The following is a 21,821-nucleotide window of genomic DNA, read 5'->3' as shown; positions in this document are numbered from 1 at the left end:
CCGACCGTCAGGCGAGGAGCCAGGAGGCCCCCGGTGCTCGGCACGATGCAGGACGTCCCCCTACTGATCAGCCGCATCCTGCGGCACGGCGCCACGATCCACGCGCGCTCTCCCATCACGACCTGGGCGGGTGAGGGCCGGGAGCCGCGGCGCCGCACGTTCGCGGCGGCGGGCGCCCGTTCCGCCCAGCTCGCGCACGCCCTGCACGACGAGTTGGGGGTGCGCGGCGGCGACGTCGTCGGCACCTGCATGTGGAACAACGCGGAGCACCTTGAGGCGTACTTCGCCGTCCCGTCGATGGGCGCCGTGCTGCACACGCTCAACCTGCGGCTGCCGTCCGAGCAGCTGGCCTTCATCATCGCCCACGCCGACGACCGCGTGATCCTCGTCAACGGCAGCGTCCTGCCGCTCCTCGCCCCGCTGCTGCCCGGTCTGCCCCGCGTCGAGCACATCGTCGTCGTGGGTCCCGGCGACACCGGCGCGCTGACCGGCGCGCGCGCCGCCGTTCACGACTACGAGGACCTCATCGCGGGCCGCCCCACCACCTACGACTGGCCCGAGCTGGACGAACGCACCGCCGCCGCCCTCTGCTACACCTCGGGCACCACGGGCGACCCCAAGGGCACGGCCTACTCGCACCGTTCGATCTTCCTGCACTCGATGCACGTCACGGCGGCCGAGGCCATGGGCCTGACGCTCGCCGACCTGACCCTGCCCGTCGTGCCGATGTTCCACGTCAACGCCTGGGGCATCCCGCACGCCGTCTTCATGTCCGGCACCGGTCTCCTCATGCCCGACCGGTTCCTCCAGCCGGGGCCGCTCGCCGACATGATCGCCGCGGAACGTCCCACCCACGCCGCCGCGGTGCCCACCCTCTGGCAGGGGCTCCTCGCCGAGCTGGCCGAACGGCCCCGCGACGTCTCCAGCCTCAGCCGCGTCGCCATCGGCGGTTCGGCCTGCCCGCCGGCGCTGATGCGGGCGTTCGAGGAGAAGTACGGCATCAACGTCCGGCACTGCTGGGGCATGACGGAGACGTCCCCCGTCGGCACCACCGCGGACCCGCCGCCCGGCCTCACCCCCGAGGAGGAGCGGCCCTACCGGGAGTCGCAGGGCCGGTTCAGCGTAGGCGTCGAGGCGCGCCTCGCCGGGCCCGACGGCACGTTTCTGCCGTGGGACGGCACCTCGGCCGGCGAGTTGGAGGTCCGCGGCCCGTGGATAGCCGCCGCCTACCACGGCGGCCCCGGCGGCGAGCCGGAGCGCCCCGCCGACCGGTTCAGCCCGGACGGCTGGCTGCGCACGGGCGACGTCGGCGTCATCTCGCCCGAGGGCTACCTCACCCTCACCGACCGCGCCAAGGACGTCATCAAGTCGGGCGGCGAGTGGATCTCCTCCGTGGCCCTGGAGAACCACCTGATGTCCCATCCGCTCGTCAGCGAGGCCGCCGTCGTCGCCGTTCCGGACGACACCTGGGGGGAACGCCCGCTCGCCGCCGTCGTCCTGTCCGACCCGGCCGAGGCGACCGCCGCGACCTACCGCGAGCTGCGCGGCCATCTGGGCGAACGCATCCCGCGCTGGCAGCTGCCGGAACACTGGACCCGCGTCGACGCCGTGCCGAAGACGAGCGTCGGCAAGTTCGACAAGAAGGTGCTCCGCGCCCGTTACGCCCAGGGCGAACTCACCGTCGTCACCCTGGAGGACTGACCGGGCGCCGGGCCGTGGCGGCGGCCGCTGCCACGGCCACGGCCACGGCCGCTAGTGCGCGCCGATCTTGGTCAGCAGGTCCACGATCCGCGCCTGCACCTCGGGATTCGTCGAGCGCTCCGCGAGGAACAGCACCGTCTCGCCCGAGGCCAGCGAAGGCAGCTGTCCCGGGTCCAGCTCCGCCGCCGTGTAGACGACGAACGGCGTCCGGTTCAGCAGGCCGTTGACCCGCAGCCAGTCGATGATCCCGGCACGGCGCCGCCGCACCTGGTTGAGATCCATCACCACCAAATTCGGACGGATCTGCGACGCCACCTCCATCGCCTCCGCGTCGGAGGTGGCGTGCGCGGCCTGCATCCCGCGCCGTTCGAGCGAGACGGTCAACGCGTTCGCGATGGCCTCCTGCTCCTCCACCAGCAGTACCCGCGGCGGGTGCTGCTCGCTGTCGCGCGGCGCGAGCGCCTTCAGCAGCACGGCCGGGTCCGCGCCGTACGCCGCCTCCCGGCTGGCCTGGCCGAGCCCCGCCGTCACCAGCACCGGCACCTCCGCGGCCACCGCCGCCGAACGCAGGGACTGCAACGCCGTCCGCGTGATCGGGCCCGTCAGCGGGTCGACGAACAGCGCCGCGGGATAGGCCGCGATCTGCGCGTCGACCTCCTCGCGCGAATGGACGATCACCGGCCGGTACCCGCGGTCAGTCAGCGCCTGTTGCGTCGAGACGTCCGGCTCCGGCCACACCAGCAGCCGCCGCGGGTTGTCCAGCGGCTCCGGCGGCAACTCGTCGTCCGCGGGCGCCGGCGGCCCGGCGGGCATGTGCCGCTCGGTCACCTCGACCGCCCCGTTCGGCCCGTCCAGCGGCTCCGGGCCCTCGGCCGCGCCCTCCGCGGGGGCGCCGATCGCGAACTGCCGTCCGCGGCCCTGCGTTTCCCCCCGCTCCTCGCGTTCCTCGCGTTCCTCGCGTTCCTCGCGCCCGTCGCGCTCCGGCGCGCCCGGCTGCTGCGCCGGAGCCAGCCGCGCATCGTCGGCGGGCGGCGTCGCTAGCTTCCGCCGACGCGCCGGTGCGATCGGGGCGGGCAGCTGCGGCCCCACCGGAACGCCCTGCCCCAGCGTCTGCACGCTGACCCCCGGCGGCCGCGGACCGGCCTTCGCACGGTCGCTGCCGGGCATCGGCAGCGCGCGCGGCTGCCGCATCGTCTGCGCCACCGGCGCGGTGCCGTCCAGAATCGGGCTGGCCGCCACCACGGAGTGCTCCACCACCGGCGGCTCGTCCGACTCCTCCGGCTGCGGAACGGCCGACGGCTGCGGCGGCTGCGGACCCACCGGCTCAAGCGCCGCCGCCCCGGTGCCCTGCACCGCGACGCCGCCCGCGCCCGGCGCGCCCGGTGCGTCCTGCGGTTGCTCCTGCGGTTGCTCCTGCGGCTGCTCGTGCGGTTGCTCCTGCGGCTGTTCCTGTTCCTGCGCGGGCTTGGCCCGCCTGCGCCGCCCCGTCGGCTCCTCCGCCGCGGGGGCGTGCGGGGCGGGCGCCGCCTCGCCGACCGGCGCAAGCGCGCGCCGCCGGCGCCCGTTGCCCGGGTCCGGCTCGGGCCCGAACGCCTGCGGTCCCGCGGGCTCCTGCACCGCCATCTCCGTGGAGGCCGGTGGCGCGGGGGCCGCTTCCGCGACGGCCACCTCGGCGGAGGCCGACGGCGCGGCCCTCCGTCGCCGACCGGTCGGCGTGTCAGGAACCGGCTCGATCGCCATGGGCGCCTTGCCGCCCGTGCCCCGCACCGGCTGCGCGGGAACGGGCATCACCGTCGTGTCACCGCTCGCGTCCCGCGGCTTCGCCGGCGGGGCCTTGCCGCCGCCCGCCGCCACCGGAACCTCCAGCACATACGCCGCCGAGCCGCCCACCTCGTGCGTCTGCAACACCCCGCCGTGCTGGCGAACGATGCCGCGCACGATCGGCTCGTGCACCGGATCGCCGCCCGAGTGCGGACCCCGCACCTCGATCCGCACCACGTCACCGCGCTGCGCGGCGGCCACCACGATCGTCGAGTCCCCGCCGGCCGCGCCCGCCGCCGACTGGCCGGTCGCGTCGACCCCCGCCACGTCCGCCACCAGGTGGGCGAGCGCCTGCGCCATCCGTTCCGGGTCCACCTCGGCCTCGATCGGCGGCGCGTGCACCGCGAACTGCGCACGCCCCGGGCCGATCAGCTCCGTCGCCCCCTCGACGCCCGCGGCCACCACCGCGTCGAGCGACGCCCGTTCGAGCGCCAGTTTCTCCTGGCCCTCGTCCAGCCGCTGGTAGCTCAGCACGTTGTCCACCAACGTCGTCATCCGCGCGTACCCGGCCGCGAGATGGTGCAGCACCTGATTGGCCTCCGGCCACAACTGCCCCGCCGGATCGGCCGCCAGCGCGGACAGCTCGGCCCGCAACTGCTCGAGCGGCCCGCGCAGACCCTCGCGCAGTACGGACGTCAACTGCTCGTTGCGCGCCGCCATCGCATCGAAGGCACGGCGGTCGGTGAACGCGAGGACCGCGCCGACCAGCTGGTCGCCGTCCCGCACCGGCGCCGTGGTCAGATCCACCGGCACCGCACGCCCATCCTTCGTCCACAACACCTGCCCGCGCACCCGGTGCTTGCGGCCCGAGGTCAGCGTGTCGTGCAGCGGCGTCTCCTCGAACGCCAACGGCGTTCCGTCGGCCCGCGAGTGCTGCGCCAGCGGATGCAGCTCCTGGCCACCGAGCTGGCTGGCCCGGTGCCCGAGGATCTGCGCGGCGGCCGGGTTCACCAGCACGATCCGGCCCGCCGTGTCGACGCCCACCACGCCCTCGGACGCGGCCCGCAGGATCATCTCCGTCTGCCGCTGCTGGCGCACCAGCTCGGACTCCGTATCCAGTGCGTCCGACAGATCGCGCACCACCAGGACCAGCAGCTCCTCACCGGAGTAGTCGTCGGCGAACGCGGCTTCGATCGCGGATCTGTACGGCGTATGACCGGCGTTGAGTCCGGCGCTTGTCACCTCGACCGGCAACTCGATGCCGTCCGTACGCCGGGCGACCATGCGTGTCGGCCGCGTCCGGACGCTCGGGTCCTCCTCCGGGCGGCGCATCGAGCCGGGGATACGGCGCGGGTCGAACTCCGGCACGATATCGAGCAGCCCGCGGCCGACGAGAGGAGCACCCGGAGCCTCCAGCGTCTCCACGGCGATGGCGTTGGCGTTGACGACGGTGCCGTTGCCGTTGACGAGCAACAGCGCGTCGGGCAGCGCGTCGAGTATGGCGGCGAGGCGAGCAGCGCCCCTCGCTGGCCTGCTGCTCACGACGTCGGTTCCTCCCTTGACCCACGTGTTCAGGTGCACGTACCCCGTGCCTGTCATTAGGGGGAGTCTACGGGCAGGCGCAACGGGCGCGGCGGTTCGATGTGAAGACGCAGCTCAGGCGCCGATTTCCGGCAGCGCGGGCACCAGCGCGTCCCAGCGGGCGATCTCGCAGCCGTCGACGCGGCTGAACGTGGCGCGCACCCGCTCGCCGTTCCAGACCCCCTCGATCTCGGCGGTCGCGGGACCGCCGTGCACGTAGGTGCACAGCGCGTCCTCCGCCACCGCGTCGAACGGCCGGTCCGCCCGCTCCACCGCCTCGCAGGCCCCCGCCGGATCGGGGTGGTCCCCGCCGGCCGGCCCGCAGATCAGCTCGTGGGTGCCGTCCGCCGCCGTTCCGCTGTCCGCAACGGTGATGACCAGACGGTTCGCCGCCTCCTCGGGCGCATGGCCCGCGACGGCGGCGGCCGGCACGGCGGCGGAGGCGACGAGGGCGAGGGCGGCGACGAGGCTCTTGTGCAGCATGCGGGGGCTCCATGGTTCAGTGCGGTCGGAGGCACCGGACGCACCTCCGCTTCCACTGCTAACGCTCCTCCGCCCGACACGTTGCGCAACTCGACTCGGCGGCGACACCCCCGTAGGGTGGAATCCGATTGGCTGCGGCCGTTCGGGCTGTGGCATTATTTGCTCGCACGCACGCGGCGTAGCCCGCGCTGTCGTGCGAGGAGGCTTCGCCTAGTCTGGTCTATGGCGCCGCACTGCTAATGCGGTTTGGGGTAACCCCCCATCCCGGGTTCAAATCCCGGAGCCTCCGCCATCTGTGCCCTGGTCCACCCCAAACGACCAGGGCATTCCGCTGTTCCCGCAGGTCAGCACCCCCACGGGATACGGATTTCACCAGCGGCCGCAGGTCATGTAATGTTGTCCCCGCACCGGCCCCAAGGGGCCAGGCGCTCGTAGCTTAACGGATAGAGCATCTGACTACGGATCAGAAGGTTGCAGGTTCGAATCCTGCCGAGCGCGCAGGTCAAAGCCCCGTTCCGATCACGGAACGGGGCTTTCGCGTGCGGCACAGCAACGCATCTTTCACCTGATCGTCACTATGGCGATCTGCCGGCGAGCGCGGCACCCCCCGCCAGGGCCCGCAGACGCGACGGCGGAACGGTCAGCCCGCACGGCGGAGACGGGCATGCCGACCGCCGACCAGATGCGATCACAGCGGTGGGACCGGCCACTCCCACGAGTGTCAACGGTTCCGACATGACGGTCCCGGCTCCTGCCGGGACGGGGAACGCGGGGTTGACGGCAGCGCCGCGGAAAGGCTGGAGTCCTGCCGAGCGCGCCGTAGCACAAAGGGCTTGGGGGCGGGGTGGTCAGGTGGGCAGGAGTTGGAGCAGGTGGTGTTTCGGGCGGGTGCCGACCAGGGATTTGGTCAGGGCGCCGTTGGCGTACAGGTGCAGGGTGGGGGCGGCCAGGACGTGCTGGGTGGTCGTGGTGACGGGGTTCTCGTCGATGTTGAGTTTGGCCACGGTCAGGCGGTCGGCCTGCTCGCGGGCGATCTCTTCGAGGACCGGGGCCAGTTGCCGGCACGGGCCGCACCAGGGGGCCCAGAATTCGAGGAGGACCGGTCGCGCGCTGCGCAGGACCAGCTGGTCGAAGGTGTCGTCGGTGACGGTGACGACGGCGGGAGCGGGGTCGCGGGTCACGGTGGGGTCCTTTGCGTTCGGCGGGCCGCTTCGGGGGAGAATGCGCAGCGCGGCTCGGCGGCTCGCGCCAACTGGCCGGCGATCCGTTCACGCACCTCGCCGAGGCGTGCGATGCACGCGTCCAGTTCGGCGAGCTTGTGCCGGTAGACGGCGAGCGAGTCCGGGCAGCGGTCGCCCGCCTCGTGCCCGTCGCGCAGGCACTCGACGAACGGCCGGGTCTCCTCCAGCGCGAAGCCGAGGTCGAGCAGGGTGCGGATCTCGCGCACCATCCGCAGGTCCTCCTCGCCGTACTCGCGGTAGCCGTTCGCGGTGCGGCGGGCCGGCAGCAGCCCCTGCGCCTCGTAGTAGCGCAGCGACCGCGAGCTGACGCCGGCCCGTTCGGCCAGCTCTCCGATCCGCATGTGCGGCTCCTCCCTGTTCACCCGCGACGTTAGACCTTGACGCCGGTGTCAAGGCCAGCGAGTCGGTGGCGGACCCACACGTTGGGTTCGACGCAGACGGCGTAGCCCTCGTTCGGCATGCACTGGACCGGGGAGAGGCCGCCGGGGACCACTGGGCCAGGGAGCCGGTGGTCGATCACTCCGCCCGCCCGGACGTGGGTGCGCGGCCACGGGTCGGCGGGAAGCCGTGCTCGGCCATCGGCGTGTCCGGCTCGTGGTGCTCGGCCGGGGGGCGGACCGGGGCGATCAGCTCGGTGAAGCCGAGGAACGCGGCATTGCGCCGCAGCGCGTCCCGGCCGAGGCAGTCGGACCGGATGGTGACATCGATGGCGCTCACCGTGTCGGGCCGCGCGCCGTGGTCCCGGTCGGTGAGCGCCCACCGCAGCACCTCGTCCCAGCCGTCGCCGGCAACGCGCCGCGGCCGGGCACGCGGAGGGCGGGGGGCGGAGGGAACGCTGTTCCCGCGCGCCACTACCTCACCGTGTTCGTCGAGCGCCGCGCGCGTCAACGCGGGGAACTCCTCGGCGGTCCGGCCGAAGCAGGCGTTGCCCGCAGGATCGTTCCTGACGAACTCGGGCCCGCAGGCGCCGGGGATCGCGCGAGGCCGCAGCGTAGTATGGACGGCACGTTCCGTGCAGTTCTCGTGGGGGGAGCCTCGGTGGGAGCGTTCGACGAGGAGTGGGCGCAGTTGCAGGCTGCCGCCCGCGAGGAGCAGATCAGTGCGTCGCGTCACGTTTCGGGGGCGGGCGGTGCGAACGATCGGCTGGCGGCCAGTTCCGACGCTCAGCGCGCGGCGGCGGACTACCTGGAGACCGAGCTGCTGCCGGACGCGCGCCGGGAGGGCAACCTGCCGGTGGACGAGCTGAGCCGGGCGTCGGCCCGGATGAGCGGGTGGGCGTGTGCCACGGGCCTCCGGACCGTTTCCGACGGTTGGGCGGGCAAAGTCGAGCTGCTGACCGCGCAGTTGCGGGCCGAGGCGGAGGCGCTGCGCGGCGTCTCCACGGGATTCGCGGGCGGCGAGCTGGAGACGACGTACCAGTTCGGGCAGTTGGGCAGCCTCGCCGACGGCACTTGGTGAGCCGTGCCGACCTACGCCGAGATCATCGAGCAGGACTTCGAGATCCTGGAGACCGCGGCGAGCGAGCTGGACGCCGCCTCGGACGGGTTCGAGGACGTCGCGGCCAACTACCGCAGCGAGGTGGCCTCGTTGCCCGGCCACGAGGAGCTGTGGGTCGGAGAGAGCGCGGGGGCGGCCAGTTTCCAGTTCTCCGCGACCGAACAGGAGCTGGACGCGGCCAAGGCGGAGGCGCGGGCGCTGGCGGCCGTGATCAGGGACGGCAAGGCGGAGCTGGTGCGGCTGCGCGGTGCGCTGGAGGCGGTCGTCGCCGACATCAGGGCCGAGGGGTTCGAGGTCAACGGCGAGGGCCGGGTCCTGCTGGACCCCGAGTGGGCCAACGACACGGAGTACGAGCGGCTGACGCGGGACCGCGGTGTCCGGCAGGGGGAAGTGGACCGGGCCGTGGAGGCGGTGGGGCAGGCGGATGACAGCCTGCACCTGGCGCTCACACAGTTCATGGAGGCGAACGACGGCCGCCGGGCGGGCATCTTCAACGGCGCGGCCGAGGACACGGCCGACGAGGTGCTTGCAGCCCGGGCCCACGAGCTGGGCGGCCGGCTCGCGGCCGGGGAGGAGCTGTCGGCGGACGAACGGGCGGAGCTGGTGCGGCTGCTCGAACTGGAAGCGGACGACCCGGAGTTCGCACGGGAGCTGCTGGACGGGCTGGGCGGCGCTGGTTTCGTCGACCTGGCCGCCCAGGTCGGCGGCCAGGTCGTCGGCGGAGAAGGAGACACGCGGCGGGATTTCGTCGCGCTCCAGGACCACATGCGAACGCTGCTCGCCACGGGCACGGACGTGCCGTCCCTGGAGCCGGGCAGCATGGAGCACGGTCAGTGGGCGCGAACGGAACAGGGCCTGCTCTACGGGCGGTTCATGGCGGAGCTGGACGAGGCGGGCCGTGCCGAGTACCGGGTGGACGGGCTGACCGGGCAGGACGTGCGCGGCTACCAGCTGCTGACGAGCCTGATGAGTTCCGGGGAGGCGGACTACTCGCAGCGGCTGCTGCACGACCTCGCCGACAACATCCGTGCGGCCGAGGACCCGTCGATGGGCGGAGACCCGGACTTCTGGCTCCAGGGCTCCGACGAGGCCGGGGTCGACGGGCTGGACGACACGGACCTCGAGTGGTTCACGGTCGATCCGATGGACACCATGCTCGGGATCATGGGCGACCAGCCGCCCATCGCCACGTCCTACCTCGATCCGAGCGGCGGCAACGGTCGACTGGAATACCTGATCGACGAGCGCGACTGGTCACACATGAACATGTTTGTCACGCCGACGCAGGCCGTTGACGTGCCGACCGGCCAGGACGGCTTCGGCGCGGCCCTCCAGGCCGCGACGACGGGCGTCCCGGCGGGCGAGCGCCCCGTCGAGCTGCGCCTGACCTCGGGCGGCGGGGCGATCACGGAGATGGTGTTCGACAAGTTCTCGGCGAACGAGGCGGCACTGATCGCGGACGGCGGGCAGTTCCAGTCCCTGCGCCCGGAGCTGGCCAGGATGACGGCCGCGTACATGGGGGATTTTCAGGCGCAGTTGAGTGGCCTGGAGATCCTGCCCGAGGCCGAAGGCCGCGTCGAGCTGGGGGACCGGGACGCGGTTGCCGCTTTCCTTGGCCAGCTCGGCAGGGACCAGGAGGCACACGGGATCATCACCGGTGCCCAGCAGGCGTACACCACGCTGGCCGTGGATAGTGCCATGACGATCGAGCTGCCGTCTGATGTGGGAAGGGAGGAGGCCGTTTCGCAAGCTGTCGCTCCCGGTGCGCAGATGGCGGGCGTCATGAGTGAGGCGAGGGCCAACGCGGTCTTCGAGCAGGGGATCGCGGGCGATCAGGAGCACAACGACAGGGTGGGCATGATTCAGGACTGGACCGGCGTCGTCCTGGACCAGGCCGTGGGGGCCGTGTCAGCGAGATACGAGGTGGCGGGGGCGGTCGTCGAATGGGGTGTCGGCGAGCTGTCGGACGCCATCTTCTCGACGCTGGAGCGCGATAACAGTGATCAGGCGGCCGAGGATGCCCGGGACGGGTACATGGCCGACTACGATTCGGCGATGGCGTCGGCGAGCAATGCGGTCACGGTTGCCGCTGGGGAGAGATACGGCGAGGACAGCCAGATGCCGCGATTGTTCCGCAATACGGTCGAGATGGCGACGCGGGACAACTTCGGAAGAATGATTGATTGGCAGCCGCCCGAGGGGTCCCAGCAGTGATGAGTAATGTCCGTGCGAAGGTCATGGCAACGACGGCTCTGCTGGCGGTGTCGTCAATGGTGACCGGGTGCGGCGGGTCCGGCGAGCGTGAGTACGCCTTGCCGGAGACCCTGTGCGGTGTCGACATGGCCGAGGAGCTTTACGAGCCGCTTTTCCCGCCCGGTTCCGAGTTGGACGTTGCCCAGTCGTTCGAGCGGTTCGACAGCCAGCCGACCCGCTGGTGCCGGGTGTTGGTGGACGAGGAGATTGTGCTCAATGCCGATGCCGCGGGGGGCGACGGCTTCGAGGATGCCGGAACGGAGTCCCGCGGCCTCGACATGGCGGATGCCGAGAGTGTGTCCGGGGAGTTCGAGGCTGTGGTGTGGCCGGGGGTGGCTATGGCGACTGCGGCTTGTGCCGTGCCGGGGCCCGGGGGGCACAACTACATTGACCAGCTGACGCTCGTTCTCGAGACCGAGCACCCGGGGGATGAGGACGAGTCGCGGCGGGTGCTGGCCGATGTCATTCAGCCGTTGTTTGCCGGGGCGTTGGAGATGACTCCCTGTGAGGAGAACGCCGTGCGTTGAGCGTCGGCGTTCTCCGGGAGTGGGGGGTCAGCGGCAGGGGTCGTGGCCCCAGTTCATCAGGGAGTGGCGCCAGCGGGAGTGTGTCACGTCGCCTTTCGGGCGCTGTTTCAGGTGGCGGTGGATGTAGCCGGTGACCTTCCGCATGTGGGCCAGGTCGTCGTCCGTCAGGTCGGGCTTCTTGGTGTGCATCAGCTGCACGATGCGGCGGCCCGACGCGTGGCCGGTGCTTTCCTGGTTCTTTCCCTTGTGCTGGCCCGCGGCGTGGGATTCCTCCGTCGTCAGCCATTGTTCGAGGCGGTGGGCCGGGAGGTTGACGGCGTGCTGGAATGCGGTGATCGTCTCCTCGCGGTCCTGTGTGGTGGCGTTCACTGTGCGTCGTCCTCCTTTCTGCGGAGCGCTTCCGGTTTGTGCACGGCGGTGCCGCCCGATTTTTCGCTCCGCACCTCGTACTGCGGGTGTTCCGGGGAGGCGTTGACCGTTCGGCCTGCGGCCCGTGTGCGTTCGGTGATTTTGCGTGTCACCTCGCCCACGGCCTCGCTCCCGTGGCTGCTCCATGCCACGCGGTCGCCGGGGCGGGGCTCCTTTTCCCTGGTCATGTCTTCGCCCTTTGTCGCGTCGAGGTCGCCTTCACGGCCGTTCGCGTCCCGGGTTCCCACCGGGCGCGTGCCGATGCTCAGCGGCTGTGCCGGGCTCGGCGGTTCAGCTCGGCGACGCGGGGGCTCAGGGATTCGGAGGCGGTCACCGGGGCGAGGTCTTCGGGGCGGGCGGTCCACTCCTGGCCGCCGCCCGGGGGGCGCAGCCAGACCGCGCCGTAGAGGTGGGCCATTACGCGGCCGACTCGGCCGCGCGAGACGTCGCGGGCCATCGTGCCGACTTCCGGGGTGGTGGCTGGCGGGTTGACTGTCATGGCCGCACTCCGGGGTCCGGAAGGGACGTCCTTACCTCGTTCCCATGCCCGGCCGGGGGCCGGGCAAATGGCCCGGACCGATACTCAGAGCGAAATTTGAGGTTGGGCTCCGCGCAGAGCGTGTATGAGGGCGACCGCCTCGTCGAGGAGCGCGGCCTCCTGGGCCGCGCCGCGGTCGGCGGCGCGGCGGGCCGTGGCTGCCGGGAGGTGGGTTTCCAGGGTGCCGTCGAGGCGGGGGAGCAGCGTGGCGAGGACCGGCCGGGCCTGCGGGAACGCGCCGACCGCGGCCTGGGCGAGGATGAGGGCCGACATGGCGCAGTCCAGGCCGGGCGGGCCGGTGTCCGCGTTGCACCAGTCGATCACCACGGGGCCGCGCGGGCCGAGGATCACGTTGTCCGGGTGCAGGTCGAGGTGGACGATCCGGCCGGGGAGCGCGTGCAGCCGGTGCAGCAGGCCGGCGAGGGTGGCGCCGGCGCGGGCGCCGACATCGGCGGCGGCGGTCTCGGTGAGGAGGGTTTGCAGCATGGTGGGGCCGGTGAGCCGTTCCATCACGAGATCGGTGGGTCCCGGCGCGTCCTCGGGGTGAACGGCGGGCACCGGGTAGCCGAGGGCGGCGAGGCGCGCCATGAGGGCGGCCTCGCCGGTGGCATCGGTGCCGTCGCGGTAGCGGCGCAGCACGCGGCCCGGGTCGCCGACGAGCGCGTACACGTCGGCGCTTCGCCCGGAGCCGATGCGCTCACCCGTTTGCATGCTCCCCACCCTACGGCGCGGGAACGGGTCAGCCCGCGGCGCGCTTGGCCTGCTGCTTGGCTTCCTGCTTGGCCGCGCGCACCCGGGTCAGGGACTCGGGGCCCGTGATGTCCGCGACGGAACGGTAGGAGCCCTCCTCGCCGTAGGGCCCCGCGGCCTCGCGCCAGCCCTCAGGGGTGACGCCGAGCTGCTTGCCGAGCAGCGCCAGGAAGATCTGCGCCTTCTGCTTGCCGAAGCCGGGCAGTCCGTTCAGCCGTTTCAGCAGCTCGGCGCCCGTTCCGGCGTCGCGCCACAGGGCCTCGGCGTCGCCGTCGTGGTAGTCGGTGAGGTGCTGGCACAGCTGCTGGATGCGCTTGGCCATGGCCGCCGGGTAACGGTGCACCGCGGGTTTGGCGGCCAGGACGGCGGCGAAGTCCTCGGGTGGCAGGGCCGCGATCTCGCGGGCGTCGAGGTCGTCGCGGCCGAGGCGGGTGGCGATGGTGCGCGGGCCTGTGAAGGCCCACTCCATCGGCACCTGCTGGTCGAGGAGCATGCCGACGAGCGCGGCCAGCGGGCTGCGGCCGAGCAGCTCGTCGGCGTCCTGGCGCTGGGCGAGCCGGAGGGTGTGGTTCATTCACCCATCATGGCCGCCGAGCCCGAAGGCGGCGGCGAGGGTGCCGTAGGCGGGCAGCGGAATGTCGTGGAGCGGGTCCTCCGTGACGACCTGGAGCGCGAGGTGGTCGGCGCCCGCGGCCAGGTACTCCTGTGCGCGGGCGTGCACGGCGTCCGCGCCCCCGAGGGCGAACACCGCGTCGAGCAGCCGGTCGCTGCCGCCGTCGCGGAAGTCGTCGTCCTCGAAGCCGAGGCGGCGCAGGTTGTTGGTGTAGTTGGGCAGGGCCAGGTAGAACGACAGGTACGCGCGGGCGGTGGCGCGGGCCCGCGGCAGGTCCTCGTCGAGGACGACCTTCAGCTCGGGCGCCAGCACCGCGCCGTCGCCGAGCTCGGCACGGGCCTGCGCGGTGTGGCCCGGGGTGACGAGGTAGGGGTGGGCGCCGCCGGCCCGGTCGGCGGACAGCTTCAGCATCCGCGGGCCGAGCGCGGCGAGCACGCGGCGGGCGGGCGGAACGGGGCGTTCCGCGGCGTCGAGGGCGTCGAGGTAGTCGGTCATCGCGGAGTACGGCCGCCGGTAACGCGGAGTCGCGGCGCCGTGGCTCACCCCGAGCCCGAGCACGAACCGACCGCCGTGCGCCTCGTTCACCTCGGCGAACTCGGCGGCTACGGCGGCCGGTTCGTAGTCCCAGATGCTGATGATGCCGGTGGCGACCGTGAGCCGTGACGTGCTGTCGAGCGCGGGACGGGCCTGGGCGACGCCGGGGCTGGCGCCCAGCCACAGGGTGCCGTAGCCCAGGCGCTCAAGCTCCGCGGCGGCCTCGGCGGTTTCGCCGCCGCGTGCCTGATCGGACGAGTTGAGTGCGCCGCTCCAGATGCCGATGCGGCCGAGGTCCGCGGCGAGCGGCGCCCTGGCCGGCCGTTCCGCGCTTTCCGAGTTCATCATGCGCGGCAGAACCCGGCGCGGTGCGCGGTTATTCCGGCACGATCTGCTGTCCTTCGATTTTCACCCGGATGGCCGGAAGCGGTTCGTCGGCGGGCCCGCTGAGCACTTCGCCGGTGGCGGCGTCGAAAACCGAATTGTGGCAGGGGCAGTGCAGTTCGGTGCCGGCCGGCTGGACGCCGCAGCCCTGGTGGGTGCAGACCGCGCTGAACGCGGCGACCGTCGTCTCGTCGGCGCGGAACAGCAGGGCGTCGTCGCCGTCCGGGGTCGTGGCGGCCGTCGCCTCGCCCACCGGCACGTCGGCCAGCGCGGCGAGGGCGCCGCCCGGGCCTTCGGGGTTCTGCGGCGCGGCGTCGTCGTTGCCGTCGTTGCCGTTCTCGGCGTCGTTGCCGTTCTCGCCGTTCTCGCCGTTCTCGTCGTCGCTGTCGTCGCCGCACGCCGCGAGGGCCAGGGTGCCGGCGGAGGCGGCGGTCGCGGCGAGGAGGGTGCGGCGGCGGGTGTGGGTGTGTGGGGTCGCAGTCATACCCGTGCACACGAAACCACCCCGGTCCCGGTTCAGTTCATTTTTGAACCTCCGGTGCCCCCGTCTCGTGTGTGGGGTCGAGACGGAACGCGGGCATGACACAAGGGAGCGAACCATGGTCGGCTGGGGGCTGCGGATACTGGTGGTGCTCGGCCTGCTGGGGTCGGCGTGGGTGCATCTGGTCGTGTGGCAGGACTGGGCGCGCTACGACGACGTCGTCGGGCCGCTGTTCCTGGTGAACGTAGGCGCCGGCGCGGTGCTCGCCGTCGCCGTGGCCATCTGGCGCGGGCACTGGCTGCCGGAGCTGGCGGCCGTCGGGTTCGGCGCGGCGACGCTGCTGGCGTACGTGCTGTCGCTGACCGTCGGATTCTTCGGCGTGGAGGAGCAGTTCCGCACCGACGAGGAGGTCTGGGGCGTGGTGACCGAGGCGGCCTGCATCGTGGGCGGCACCGCCCTGCTCGCGCTCCGCCTCCGCCTCGGCCGCCACCCCCACCTGGGCGCGCGTCGGGGCGCGCAGCGGGGCGCGCGGGCATGAACGAAAGCGCGGAGGACCAGCTGATGCGCGCCCTGCACGACGAGCACGCCGCGGCGCTGTGGTCGTTCGCGCTCCACCTCACGGGTGGCGACCGCGCGCGGGCCGAGGACGTCACGCAGGAGACGCTGCTGCGCGCCTGGCGGCACCCCGGCGTGCTGGACCAGTCGGCGCGCTCGGCCCGCGCCTGGCTGTTCACCGTGGCGAGGCGCATCGTGATCGACGGCTGGCGGTCGGCGGCGGCGCGTTCGGAGATCACCACCGACGCGCTGCCCGAGCCGACCGTGCCCGACGACACCGAACGCGCCGTGCAGGGCTGGCTGGTCGCGGACGCGCTGGACGAACTGTCCGCCCGCCACCGGGAGGTGCTGGTCCTGTGCTATTTCCAGGGCCTGTCGGTGGCCGAGGCGGCCGCGCGGCTCGGGATCGCCGAAGGTACGGTCAAGTCACGGACTCACTACGCCCTTCGCGCGCTGCGCCTGGCGCTCGAGGAGAAGGGCGTGACCCGATGAGCGGGGATTCGTTCCGGACGTTCGACGGGGCCTACGTGCTCGGCGCGCTCGCACCGCAGGAACGGGCCGCGTTCGAGGAGCACATGCGCACGTGCGAGTCCTGTGCGCGTGCGGTGCGGGAGCTGGCCGGGCTGCCCGGGCTGCTCGCGCAGACCGAGTCGGCCGCGGGCCGGCCGCCGCCTCCCGAACTGCTGCCGGGGCTGCTCGCCCGGGTCGCCGCGGCCCGGCGCAGGCGGCGCCTGCTCACCGGCATCTCGGCCGCGGCGGTGGCGCTCGCGGCGTGCGTGGCCCTGGTGTTCACGCTGCTCGGCGGGGGCGGCGCGGCGGAGGAACCGGAGTCGGCGATGACGCCGGTCGGCCGCTACCCGGTGTCGGCGACGGTCGGCCTCGTGGACGCCGAGGGCGGCATGCGCGTGGAGATGGAGTGCCAGTACGGCGGCGACCGCGGCGGCGACTACCTGCTGGTCGCGGTGGCCCCCGACGGCACCGTGGCGGAGCTGGCGAGCTGGCATGCGCTGCCGCAGGACACGGCTTACCTCACGGTGGGCACCCCGCTGCGGCGTGCGGACATCGCTTCGCTGGAAGTCCGCACGCCGAGCGGGCTGACGGTGCTGCGGCTCACGCTCGGTTCCTAGAGCAGGCGCTCAGAGGCCCTCGGGCCGTGGGGCTCTGGGGCCCTCGGGCCGTGGGGCTCTGGGGTCTATGGCGCCGTCCACTTCTGGTTGGCCGCGCCGGTGCAGGTCCACAGTTGCAGACGGGTGCCGTTCGCCGAGGAGTTGCCCGTGGCGTCCAGGCACTTGTCGGCGGCCGGGTTGACGATGTCGTGTGCGGCGTTGGCGACCCACTGCTGGTTGGGCCCGCCGTGGCAGTCCCAGATCTGCGCGGGGGACCCGTCCGCGGTGCCGCCGTCGATGTCGAGGCACTTGCCGAGGGCGCGGATGGTGCCGTCCGTGCCGATGGTCCAGTTCTGCGCGGCCGACCCGTTGCAGTCGTAGAGCTGCACGGGCGTGCCGTTGGCGGTGCCGGCCCCCGCGACATCGACGCATTTGCCGCCCAGGCCGCGGATCGGGCCGGTTCGGCCGCCGCCGCTGTCGCCGGTGGTGACGCGTACGTAGTCGACGACGAGCTGCTGCGGGAAGACGGTGGAGCCGTCGGGGTTGCCCGGCCAGTAGCCGCCGACGGCGAGGTTGAGGATGAGGAAGTACGGCTTGTCGAACACCCAGGGGTCGCCGCCCAGATCGGCGGGCGTCCTGGTCTGGTACACCTGCCCGTCGACCGACCAGGTGATGGCGTTCGGCGACCAGTCGACGGCGAACGTGTGGAACCCGTCGGCGAACGCCTGCCCGCCGGGGAGGGTGTACGCGCCGCCGATGGACTCGCCACCGGAGTATCCGGGGCCGTGCAGGGTGCCGTGCACGGTGCCCGGCTCGAAGCCGACGTTCTCCATGACGTCGATCTCTCCGCTGGCGGGCCAGCCGATGCTGCCGATGTCGTTGCCCAGCATCCAGAACGCGGGCCACATGCCCTGCCCGCGCGGCAGCTTCATGCGGGCCTCGACGTGGCCGTACTGGGCGGTGAAGCGGCCCGCCGTGTTCATGCGGGCGGAGGTGTACTCGCACCGGCCGTACCAGCAGGCGTAGTTGCCCGGATTCTCCCGGCGGGCGGTGATCACCAGGTTGCCCTGGCCGTCGAGGGCGGCGTTGGCGTTGCCGGGCGTGTAGTACTGCAACTCATGGTTGTTGACGTTGTCGCCGACTTCCAGCTGCCACCGGTCGCCGTTCACCGCGGAGCTGGCCGGACCGTCGAAATTCTCTTCGAAGACGACGGCGGCGGGTGCGGGTGCGGCCTCGGCCGGGGTTTCCTCGGACGCGGCCTCGGACGCGGCCGGTTGGGCGGGGTCGGCCGCGGCGTAGGCGTGCGGGAGCGTCCAGGCCACGGCCAGCACGGACACTGCGGCGATCATGCGTCTGACGCGTTTCACGGGCACCACTCCAAGGTGGGGAGTTGTGGGGCGCCTCCCATGCCCATGACACAGCTTCGAGCGTGGCGCAGACCAACTCAAGGGCGGATACCGGCCTGATTGGTTCCGGAACGCGGCGGACCGGTTGTCGGTGTCCGCGGCGCGTTCGCTAGGGTCGGCAGGCATGGCCCACAATCCGCACGCCCCTCAGCCGCCCCAGGGCCCGCAGGGTCCGCAGGACCACGACCCGGCGGGCAGCACGCAGATGTTCCAGGCGTTCGTCAACGACAGCACTACCGCGTCGCGGCAGGTCACACCAGCGGCGCCGCCGTCGGCCGGGCCGCGCGTCGGCCTGATCGTGGGCGTCGTCGTGGCGGTCGTCGTGCTGGCCGCGGTGGCCTGGCTGGCCCTCGGCTGACGGCGCGCGACGCGCCCACGTGGCGCGCCCGCGTGGCGCATCGAACTCCCCCGGACCGGCGGCGGGTCCGCCGGCCCGGGTCTCCTCACTCCTCCGCGGTCAGCCCCTCGCGCAGCTGTGCCAGGGTGCGCGTCAGCAGTCGGGAGACGTGCATCTGCGAGATGCCGACCTCCTCGCCGATCTGGGACTGCGTCATGTTCCCGAAGAAGCGCAGCATGATGATGCGGCGCTCGCGGGCGGGCAGCCTGGCCAGCAGCGGCTTCAGCGACTCGCGGTACTCGACACCCTCCAGGGCGGTGTCCTCGTAGCCGAGCCGGTCGGCCAGCGAGCCCTCGCCGCCGTCCTCCTCGGGCGAGGGTGAGTCCAGAGAGCTGGCGGTGTAGGCATTGCCCACGGCGAGGCCGTCGACGACCTCGTCCTCCGAGACGCCGAGGCACGCGGCCAGCTCGGGCACGGTCGGGGAGCGGTCGAGCCGCTGGGACAGCTCGTCGCTCGCCTTGGTGAGGGCGAGCCGCAGCTCCTGGAGCCGGCGCGGGACGCGCACCGACCACGAGGTGTCGCGGAAGAACCGCTTGATCTCACCGACCACCGTCGGCATCGCGAACGTCGGGAACTCCACGCCCCGTTCGCAGTCGAACCGGTCGATGGCCTTGATCAGCCCGATGGTGCCGACTTGGACGATGTCCTCCATCGGCTCGTTCCTGCTGCGGAACCGGGCCGCCGCGTAGCGCACCAGCGGAAGGTTGAGCTCGATCAGGGTGTCCCGCACGTATCCGCGCTCGGGGCTGTCCGCGTCGAGCGCTGACAGCCGCTGGAACAGGGAACGCGACAGCGTGCGGGTGTCGAGGTTGCCGGTCTCCGCGGGAGCTTCCTGCGGCAACGAGGGTACGTGCGGCGCGGGTACATGCGGCGTGCCGGTCGTGGTGAGCACCTTGGAGCTGCCCAGTTCTACGGACATGCCACCCCCTTGAGGTCGTGGACGGGTCGCGGCGGCGCGCTTCCGGATGTGACTTCAGACGAGAGAAGGCGCCCTCTCGTGGATACCGGCTCTGCCGCCACGGCAAACGCGGTTCCCACAGAATGTCACATGTCATCAACGCGACGTAGCTTCATGTCGATAAAACGGCACAGCTGAGGGCTGAGTTCCCGAAGTTGAGTAGCTCGTGAGACTTAGGCGTCGAGCGGATTTGCGGCACGCAGCCGGGTGAAGCTCCGCGAGAGCAGCCGGGAAATGTGCATCTGCGAAACGCCGAGCTCCGCGCTGATCTGGGACTGCGTCAGATTGCGGTAATACCGCATCAGCAGGATGCGCCGTTCGCGCTCGGGCAGTTGCACCAGCAGATGCCGGACCAGCGCGCGGTGCTCGACGCCGACCAGTCCCGGATCTTCATAGCCCAGCCGGTCGATGAGCCCCGGCATCCCGTCGTCCCGCTCGCCCGCGGCCTCGAGCGAGGTCACCCGGTAGGCCCGGCCGGCGTCGAAGCTCGCCAGCACGTCCTCCTCGGGGATGCGCAGCCGTTCCGCGATCTCGGCGGCCGTCGGGGTCCGCCCCAGCGCGACCGTCAACTCCTCTGCCGCCCCGCGGACCTGCGCCCACAGCTCGTGCAGCCGCCGCGGCACGTGCACGCTGCGCACGCTGTCGCGGAAGTAGCGGCGGATCTCGCCGACGATCGTCGGCATGGCGAAGGTGGGGAACTGCACGCCGCGCTCGCTGTCGAACCGGTCGATCGCGTGGATCAGGCCGATCGTGCCGACTTGGACGATGTCCTCCATCGGCTCGTTCCTGCTGCGGAAGCGCAGCGCGACGTAGCGGACCAGCGGCAGGTTCGCCTCGACCAGCGCGGCACGCACCCGGGCGCGCTCGGTACTCCCCGCGGGACAGTCCGCCAGCCGCTCGAACAGGGCCTGTGTGAGCGCCCGCGCTGCCGCACCCCGGCTCTGCGTCGCCGCCACCTCCCGACCACTCCTTCACGGCTATCACCACCGGGCAAAACCATTCATAGCATCACAAGACAGGTCCACTGTGTGCAAGCACCGGTTAACTACGTGTTGATCAGCGGCCGGTCAGCAGGTCGCCGACCGCGTCCGCCGCGCCGGAGAGCGCCTCGAAGAGGAGGTGAACGAACTCGGCGGACCTGGCGGGGGAAGTCATCACGGCGTAGAACGCGGCAACGGTCAGGACGTACAGGGCGATCTTCCTCGCCTGCGCCAGCGTCATGGGATGCCTCCGAGACGAACGACTCCGGGCGGTCGGCCGGACGAGCGGCCATTGAACCAGACAAGGCAACCCGCGCCCCCTGGCGCCGCTCCCCGAACTGAGACGGACGCACGGCGAGAGGGCGGACCCCGTGGGGCCCGCCCTCTCGTCGGTACTGCTCAGAGCGGTAGCGGAGGGATTTGAACCCTCGGTGGAGTTGCCCCCACACTCGCTTTCGAGGCGAGCTCCTTAGGCCGCTCGGACACGCTACCGGGAGGAAGCCTATCCCACGCCGGGGCCCGGCAGAAAACCGGAAGGGTCAGGGGGAACGGAAGAAGTCCGTCAGCAGCCGGCCGCACTCTTCCGCGAGGACCGAGCCGATCACCTCGGGGCGGTGGTTGAGGCGTCGGTCGCGCAGGACGTCCCACAGGGAGCCGGCGGCGCCGGCCTTGGGGTCGGTGGCGCCGTACACCACGCGGTCGACGCGTGCGAGCACGCCGGCGCCCGCGCACATCGTGCACGGCTCCAGCGTGACGACCAGCGTGCAGCCGGTGAGCCGCCAGGCGCCGAGCCGTCCGGCCGCCTCCCGCAGCGCCAGTACCTCGGCGTGCGCGGTCGGATCGCCGGTGGCCTCCCGTTCGTTGTGCCCCGTGCCGAGGACGGGGCCGTCCGGGCCGCCGGGGCCGAGGACCACGGCGCCGACGGGTACGTCTCCCGCCTTCGTCGCGGCGGCGGCCCGCGTCAGCGCTTCGCGCATCGCCGGCCGCCACGGGTCGCGCAGCGGGTCCCGCGCGGTCACGCGGGGGGTCTCTTCGGTCATCGGGTCATCGGGTCATCGGGTCATCGGTCATCGGGTCATTCGGGCGGTCGGTCAGTCGCTCATGGGGCGGGCGTCACCTGACCGCCTCGAGGACCTCGGCGCAGCCCAGCGCGTCGGCGATCTCGCCGAGCGCGTCGTCGGGGGTGAGCTTCAGAACGGTGCCGGCGTCGATCCCCAGGTCCGCCAGCAGGCCGGAGTCGCCGAGCGGGCCGCGCGGCACCGCGTCGGGGGAACCGGGCTCGTGGTCGTCCTCTTCTTCGGCCTCGGCCCCTTCGCCGTCCTGGGAGCCGTCCAGGCCGGCCAGCTGGTCCAGAACGTCGGGGCCCTCCGGCTCGCGGCCCAGCAGCTCATCGGTCAGCAGGATTTCGCCGTAGGCGCTGCGCATCGCCCGTGCGGCGTCGGAGACGAAGATCCTCGGGTCGTCCTCGCCGTCCACACGGACGAGACCGAACCAGGCACCTTCCTGCTCGATGCAGACGAGAACCGTCTCGTCGTCGGGAGTCGCCGCGCGGGCCAACTCGGCCAGCTCGTCGAGACTCTCCACGTCATCGAGCTCTGTATCACTCGCTTCCCAACCATTATCGGTCCGCGCGAGCAGTGCGGTGAAGTACACCGTGACTCTCCCCA

The 21,821-nt window shown here is 72.2% G+C and carries 26 protein-coding genes and 3 tRNA genes; 10 read left to right on the top strand and 19 right to left on the bottom strand.

The window, feature by feature from the left end:
• Window positions 1–33 precede the first annotated feature (33 nt).
• Window positions 34–1,701: a long-chain fatty acid--CoA ligase gene (locus tag STBA_RS17055; protein ID WP_107485066.1), complete on the top strand. Its 1,668-nt coding sequence runs from the start codon at window positions 34–36 to the stop codon at window positions 1,699–1,701.
• A 51-nt stretch (window positions 1,702–1,752) separates the two neighbouring features.
• Here STBA_RS17055 and STBA_RS17050 read toward each other — a convergent pair whose 3' ends face one another.
• Both STBA_RS17050 and STBA_RS17045 read right to left on the bottom strand, forming a co-directional pair.
• Window positions 1,753–5,004, bottom strand: a complete 3,252-nt coding sequence (locus tag STBA_RS17050) for a PAS domain-containing protein (protein ID WP_077063384.1) — start codon at window positions 5,002–5,004, stop codon at window positions 1,753–1,755.
• A 114-nt stretch (window positions 5,005–5,118) separates the two neighbouring features.
• Window positions 5,119–5,526, bottom strand: coding sequence for an SSI family serine proteinase inhibitor (locus STBA_RS17045; RefSeq protein WP_077060074.1), 408 nt, complete (start codon window positions 5,524–5,526; stop codon window positions 5,119–5,121).
• Between the two features lie 199 nt (window positions 5,527–5,725).
• On the opposite strand from STBA_RS17045, the gene STBA_RS17040 reads away from it, so the two are divergent.
• A tRNA-Ser gene (locus STBA_RS17040) sits at window positions 5,726–5,818 on the top strand.
• Window positions 5,819–5,951: 133 nt separating this feature from the next.
• Window positions 5,952–6,024, top strand: a tRNA-Arg gene (locus STBA_RS17035).
• 350 nt (window positions 6,025–6,374) lie between these two features.
• Here STBA_RS17035 and trxA read toward each other — a convergent pair.
• The 3 genes from trxA to STBA_RS38340 all read right to left on the bottom strand — a co-directional run bounded on the left by trxA (window position 6,375) and on the right by STBA_RS38340 (window position 7,655).
• Window positions 6,375–6,707: a thioredoxin gene (gene trxA, locus STBA_RS17030; protein ID WP_077060073.1), complete on the bottom strand. Its 333-nt coding sequence runs from the start codon at window positions 6,705–6,707 to the stop codon at window positions 6,375–6,377.
• A complete protein-coding gene (locus tag STBA_RS17025; RefSeq protein ID WP_077060072.1) occupies window positions 6,704–7,108 on the bottom strand; it encodes a MerR family transcriptional regulator in 405 nt (134 codons plus the stop codon). The genes trxA and STBA_RS17025 overlap by 4 nt, the downstream gene beginning before the upstream one ends.
• 175 nt (window positions 7,109–7,283) lie before the next feature.
• Window positions 7,284–7,655, bottom strand: a complete 372-nt coding sequence (locus tag STBA_RS38340) for a hypothetical protein (protein WP_216355936.1) — start codon at window positions 7,653–7,655, stop codon at window positions 7,284–7,286.
• Between the two features lie 150 nt (window positions 7,656–7,805).
• On the opposite strand from STBA_RS38340, the gene STBA_RS37185 reads away from it, so the two are divergent.
• The 3 genes from STBA_RS37185 to STBA_RS17005 are packed head-to-tail and all read left to right on the top strand — an operon-like array spanning window position 7,806 to window position 11,044.
• Complete coding sequence (locus tag STBA_RS37185) at window positions 7,806–8,225, top strand: hypothetical protein (protein ID WP_171987606.1); 420 nt, start codon at window positions 7,806–7,808, stop codon at window positions 8,223–8,225.
• 3 nt (window positions 8,226–8,228) lie between these two features.
• On the top strand, window positions 8,229–10,478 hold the full coding sequence (locus STBA_RS17010) for a hypothetical protein (protein ID WP_077060070.1): 2,250 nt from the start codon (window positions 8,229–8,231) through the stop codon (window positions 10,476–10,478).
• Between the two features lie 23 nt (window positions 10,479–10,501).
• Window positions 10,502–11,044 carry a hypothetical protein gene (locus tag STBA_RS17005; protein ID WP_216355935.1) on the top strand — a complete coding sequence of 181 codons (543 nt, stop codon included), beginning with the start codon at window positions 10,502–10,504 and terminating at the stop codon, window positions 11,042–11,044.
• Window positions 11,045–11,071: 27 nt separating this feature from the next.
• Here the strand turns inward: STBA_RS17005 and STBA_RS17000 are convergent, their stop codons facing one another.
• From STBA_RS17000 to STBA_RS16970, 7 genes are all read right to left on the bottom strand, one after another.
• Window positions 11,072–11,413, bottom strand: coding sequence for a DUF3140 domain-containing protein (locus STBA_RS17000; protein WP_077060068.1), 342 nt, complete (start codon window positions 11,411–11,413; stop codon window positions 11,072–11,074).
• Window positions 11,410–11,640 (bottom strand): DUF2945 domain-containing protein, encoded by a 231-nt coding sequence (locus STBA_RS16995; protein WP_077063383.1) that lies wholly within the window; start codon window positions 11,638–11,640, stop codon window positions 11,410–11,412. The genes STBA_RS17000 and STBA_RS16995 overlap by 4 nt, the downstream gene beginning before the upstream one ends.
• A gap of 77 nt (window positions 11,641–11,717) precedes the next feature.
• Entirely contained in the window at window positions 11,718–11,951 is a 234-nt protein-coding gene (locus STBA_RS16990; protein ID WP_077060067.1) for a hypothetical protein, read from the bottom strand.
• Between the two features lie 84 nt (window positions 11,952–12,035).
• Entirely contained in the window at window positions 12,036–12,701 is a 666-nt protein-coding gene (locus STBA_RS16985; protein WP_077060066.1) for a phosphotransferase, read from the bottom strand.
• Between the two features lie 28 nt (window positions 12,702–12,729).
• On the bottom strand, window positions 12,730–13,314 hold the full coding sequence (locus STBA_RS16980) for an HhH-GPD-type base excision DNA repair protein (RefSeq protein WP_077060065.1): 585 nt from the start codon (window positions 13,312–13,314) through the stop codon (window positions 12,730–12,732).
• Window positions 13,315–14,232, bottom strand: a complete 918-nt coding sequence (locus tag STBA_RS16975) for a TIGR03620 family F420-dependent LLM class oxidoreductase (RefSeq protein ID WP_077063382.1) — start codon at window positions 14,230–14,232, stop codon at window positions 13,315–13,317.
• Window positions 14,233–14,263: 31 nt separating this feature from the next.
• Window positions 14,264–14,755 carry a Rieske (2Fe-2S) protein gene (locus STBA_RS16970; protein ID WP_077060064.1) on the bottom strand — a complete coding sequence of 164 codons (492 nt, stop codon included), beginning with the start codon at window positions 14,753–14,755 and terminating at the stop codon, window positions 14,264–14,266.
• Between the two features lie 115 nt (window positions 14,756–14,870).
• Between STBA_RS16970 and STBA_RS16965 the strand changes: the two genes are divergently transcribed.
• The 3 genes from STBA_RS16965 to STBA_RS16955 are packed head-to-tail and all read left to right on the top strand — an operon-like array spanning window position 14,871 to window position 16,434.
• Window positions 14,871–15,290 (top strand): hypothetical protein, encoded by a 420-nt coding sequence (locus STBA_RS16965; protein ID WP_077060063.1) that lies wholly within the window; start codon window positions 14,871–14,873, stop codon window positions 15,288–15,290.
• Window positions 15,287–15,799, top strand: a complete 513-nt coding sequence (locus STBA_RS16960) for a sigma-70 family RNA polymerase sigma factor (protein ID WP_077060062.1) — start codon at window positions 15,287–15,289, stop codon at window positions 15,797–15,799. Before STBA_RS16965 ends, STBA_RS16960 begins: the two co-directional genes overlap by 4 nt.
• The gene (locus STBA_RS16955) at window positions 15,796–16,434 is read left to right on the top strand and encodes a zf-HC2 domain-containing protein (protein WP_077060061.1); all 639 of its coding nucleotides are present in this window, start codon (window positions 15,796–15,798) and stop codon (window positions 16,432–16,434) included. Before STBA_RS16960 ends, STBA_RS16955 begins: the two co-directional genes overlap by 4 nt.
• A gap of 65 nt (window positions 16,435–16,499) precedes the next feature.
• Here STBA_RS16955 and STBA_RS16950 read toward each other — a convergent pair whose 3' ends face one another.
• Complete coding sequence (locus STBA_RS16950; protein ID WP_079251977.1) at window positions 16,500–17,762, bottom strand: family 16 glycosylhydrolase; 1,263 nt, start codon at window positions 17,760–17,762, stop codon at window positions 16,500–16,502.
• Window positions 17,763–17,943: 181 nt separating this feature from the next.
• Between STBA_RS16950 and STBA_RS16945 the strand changes: the two genes are divergently transcribed.
• Window positions 17,944–18,177 carry a hypothetical protein gene (locus STBA_RS16945; RefSeq protein WP_077060060.1) on the top strand — a complete coding sequence of 78 codons (234 nt, stop codon included), beginning with the start codon at window positions 17,944–17,946 and terminating at the stop codon, window positions 18,175–18,177.
• A gap of 85 nt (window positions 18,178–18,262) precedes the next feature.
• Here STBA_RS16945 and STBA_RS16940 read toward each other — a convergent pair whose 3' ends face one another.
• From STBA_RS16940 to STBA_RS16920, 6 genes are all read right to left on the bottom strand, one after another.
• Entirely contained in the window at window positions 18,263–19,135 is an 873-nt protein-coding gene (locus STBA_RS16940) for an RNA polymerase sigma factor SigF (protein ID WP_077060059.1), read from the bottom strand.
• Window positions 19,136–19,347: 212 nt separating this feature from the next.
• On the bottom strand, window positions 19,348–20,130 hold the full coding sequence (locus STBA_RS16935) for an RNA polymerase sigma factor SigF (RefSeq protein ID WP_077060058.1): 783 nt from the start codon (window positions 20,128–20,130) through the stop codon (window positions 19,348–19,350).
• 100 nt (window positions 20,131–20,230) lie between these two features.
• Entirely contained in the window at window positions 20,231–20,395 is a 165-nt protein-coding gene (locus STBA_RS37820; RefSeq protein WP_171987605.1) for a hypothetical protein, read from the bottom strand.
• 164 nt (window positions 20,396–20,559) lie between these two features.
• A tRNA-Ser gene (locus tag STBA_RS16930) sits at window positions 20,560–20,646 on the bottom strand.
• Between the two features lie 47 nt (window positions 20,647–20,693).
• Entirely contained in the window at window positions 20,694–21,194 is a 501-nt protein-coding gene (tadA, locus tag STBA_RS16925; RefSeq protein WP_077060057.1) for a tRNA adenosine(34) deaminase TadA, read from the bottom strand.
• A 73-nt stretch (window positions 21,195–21,267) separates the two neighbouring features.
• On the bottom strand, window positions 21,268–21,807 hold the full coding sequence (locus tag STBA_RS16920) for a hypothetical protein (RefSeq protein WP_077060056.1): 540 nt from the start codon (window positions 21,805–21,807) through the stop codon (window positions 21,268–21,270).
• Between the last annotated feature and the right edge of the window lie 14 nt (window positions 21,808–21,821).

It is taken from the genome of Streptomyces sp. MP131-18 (assembly GCF_001984575.1).
In the GTDB taxonomy this organism is placed as follows: Bacteria; Actinomycetota; Actinomycetes; order Streptomycetales; family Streptomycetaceae; genus Streptomyces; species Streptomyces johnsoniae.
The sequence above is the reverse complement of the archived record's forward strand: the minus strand, read 5'-3'. Positions and strand labels throughout refer to the sequence as shown.

Excerpts from the sequence above, each read along its gene's own strand:
- STBA_RS17045 (WP_077060074.1), bottom strand. The coding sequence starts at position 5,526 with ATGCTGCACAAGAGCCTCGTCGCCGCCCTCGCCCTCGTCGCCTCCGCC.
- STBA_RS17025 (WP_077060072.1), bottom strand. The coding sequence starts at position 7,108 with ATGCGGATCGGAGAGCTGGCCGAACGGGCCGGCGTCAGCTCGCGGTCG.
- STBA_RS17005 (WP_216355935.1), top strand. The coding sequence starts at position 10,502 with ATGGCAACGACGGCTCTGCTGGCGGTGTCGTCAATGGTGACCGGGTGC.
- STBA_RS16995 (WP_077063383.1), bottom strand. The coding sequence starts at position 11,640 with ATGACCAGGGAAAAGGAGCCCCGCCCCGGCGACCGCGTGGCATGGAGC.
- STBA_RS16990 (WP_077060067.1), bottom strand. The coding sequence starts at position 11,951 with ATGACAGTCAACCCGCCAGCCACCACCCCGGAAGTCGGCACGATGGCC.
- STBA_RS16985 (WP_077060066.1), bottom strand. The coding sequence starts at position 12,701 with ATGCAAACGGGTGAGCGCATCGGCTCCGGGCGAAGCGCCGACGTGTAC.
- STBA_RS16980 (WP_077060065.1), bottom strand. The coding sequence starts at position 13,314 with ATGAACCACACCCTCCGGCTCGCCCAGCGCCAGGACGCCGACGAGCTG.
- STBA_RS16975 (WP_077063382.1), bottom strand. The coding sequence starts at position 14,232 with ATGAACTCGGAAAGCGCGGAACGGCCGGCCAGGGCGCCGCTCGCCGCG.
- STBA_RS16970 (WP_077060064.1), bottom strand. The coding sequence starts at position 14,755 with ATGACTGCGACCCCACACACCCACACCCGCCGCCGCACCCTCCTCGCC.
- STBA_RS16965 (WP_077060063.1), top strand. The coding sequence starts at position 14,871 with ATGGTCGGCTGGGGGCTGCGGATACTGGTGGTGCTCGGCCTGCTGGGG.
- STBA_RS16960 (WP_077060062.1), top strand. The coding sequence starts at position 15,287 with ATGAACGAAAGCGCGGAGGACCAGCTGATGCGCGCCCTGCACGACGAG.
- STBA_RS16955 (WP_077060061.1), top strand. The coding sequence starts at position 15,796 with ATGAGCGGGGATTCGTTCCGGACGTTCGACGGGGCCTACGTGCTCGGC.
- STBA_RS16950 (WP_079251977.1), bottom strand. The coding sequence starts at position 17,762 with ATGATCGCCGCAGTGTCCGTGCTGGCCGTGGCCTGGACGCTCCCGCAC.
- STBA_RS16945 (WP_077060060.1), top strand. The coding sequence starts at position 17,944 with ATGGCCCACAATCCGCACGCCCCTCAGCCGCCCCAGGGCCCGCAGGGT.
- STBA_RS16940 (WP_077060059.1), bottom strand. The coding sequence starts at position 19,135 with ATGTCCGTAGAACTGGGCAGCTCCAAGGTGCTCACCACGACCGGCACG.
- STBA_RS37820 (WP_171987605.1), bottom strand. The coding sequence starts at position 20,395 with ATGACGCTGGCGCAGGCGAGGAAGATCGCCCTGTACGTCCTGACCGTT.
- tadA (WP_077060057.1), bottom strand. The coding sequence starts at position 21,194 with ATGACCGAAGAGACCCCCCGCGTGACCGCGCGGGACCCGCTGCGCGAC.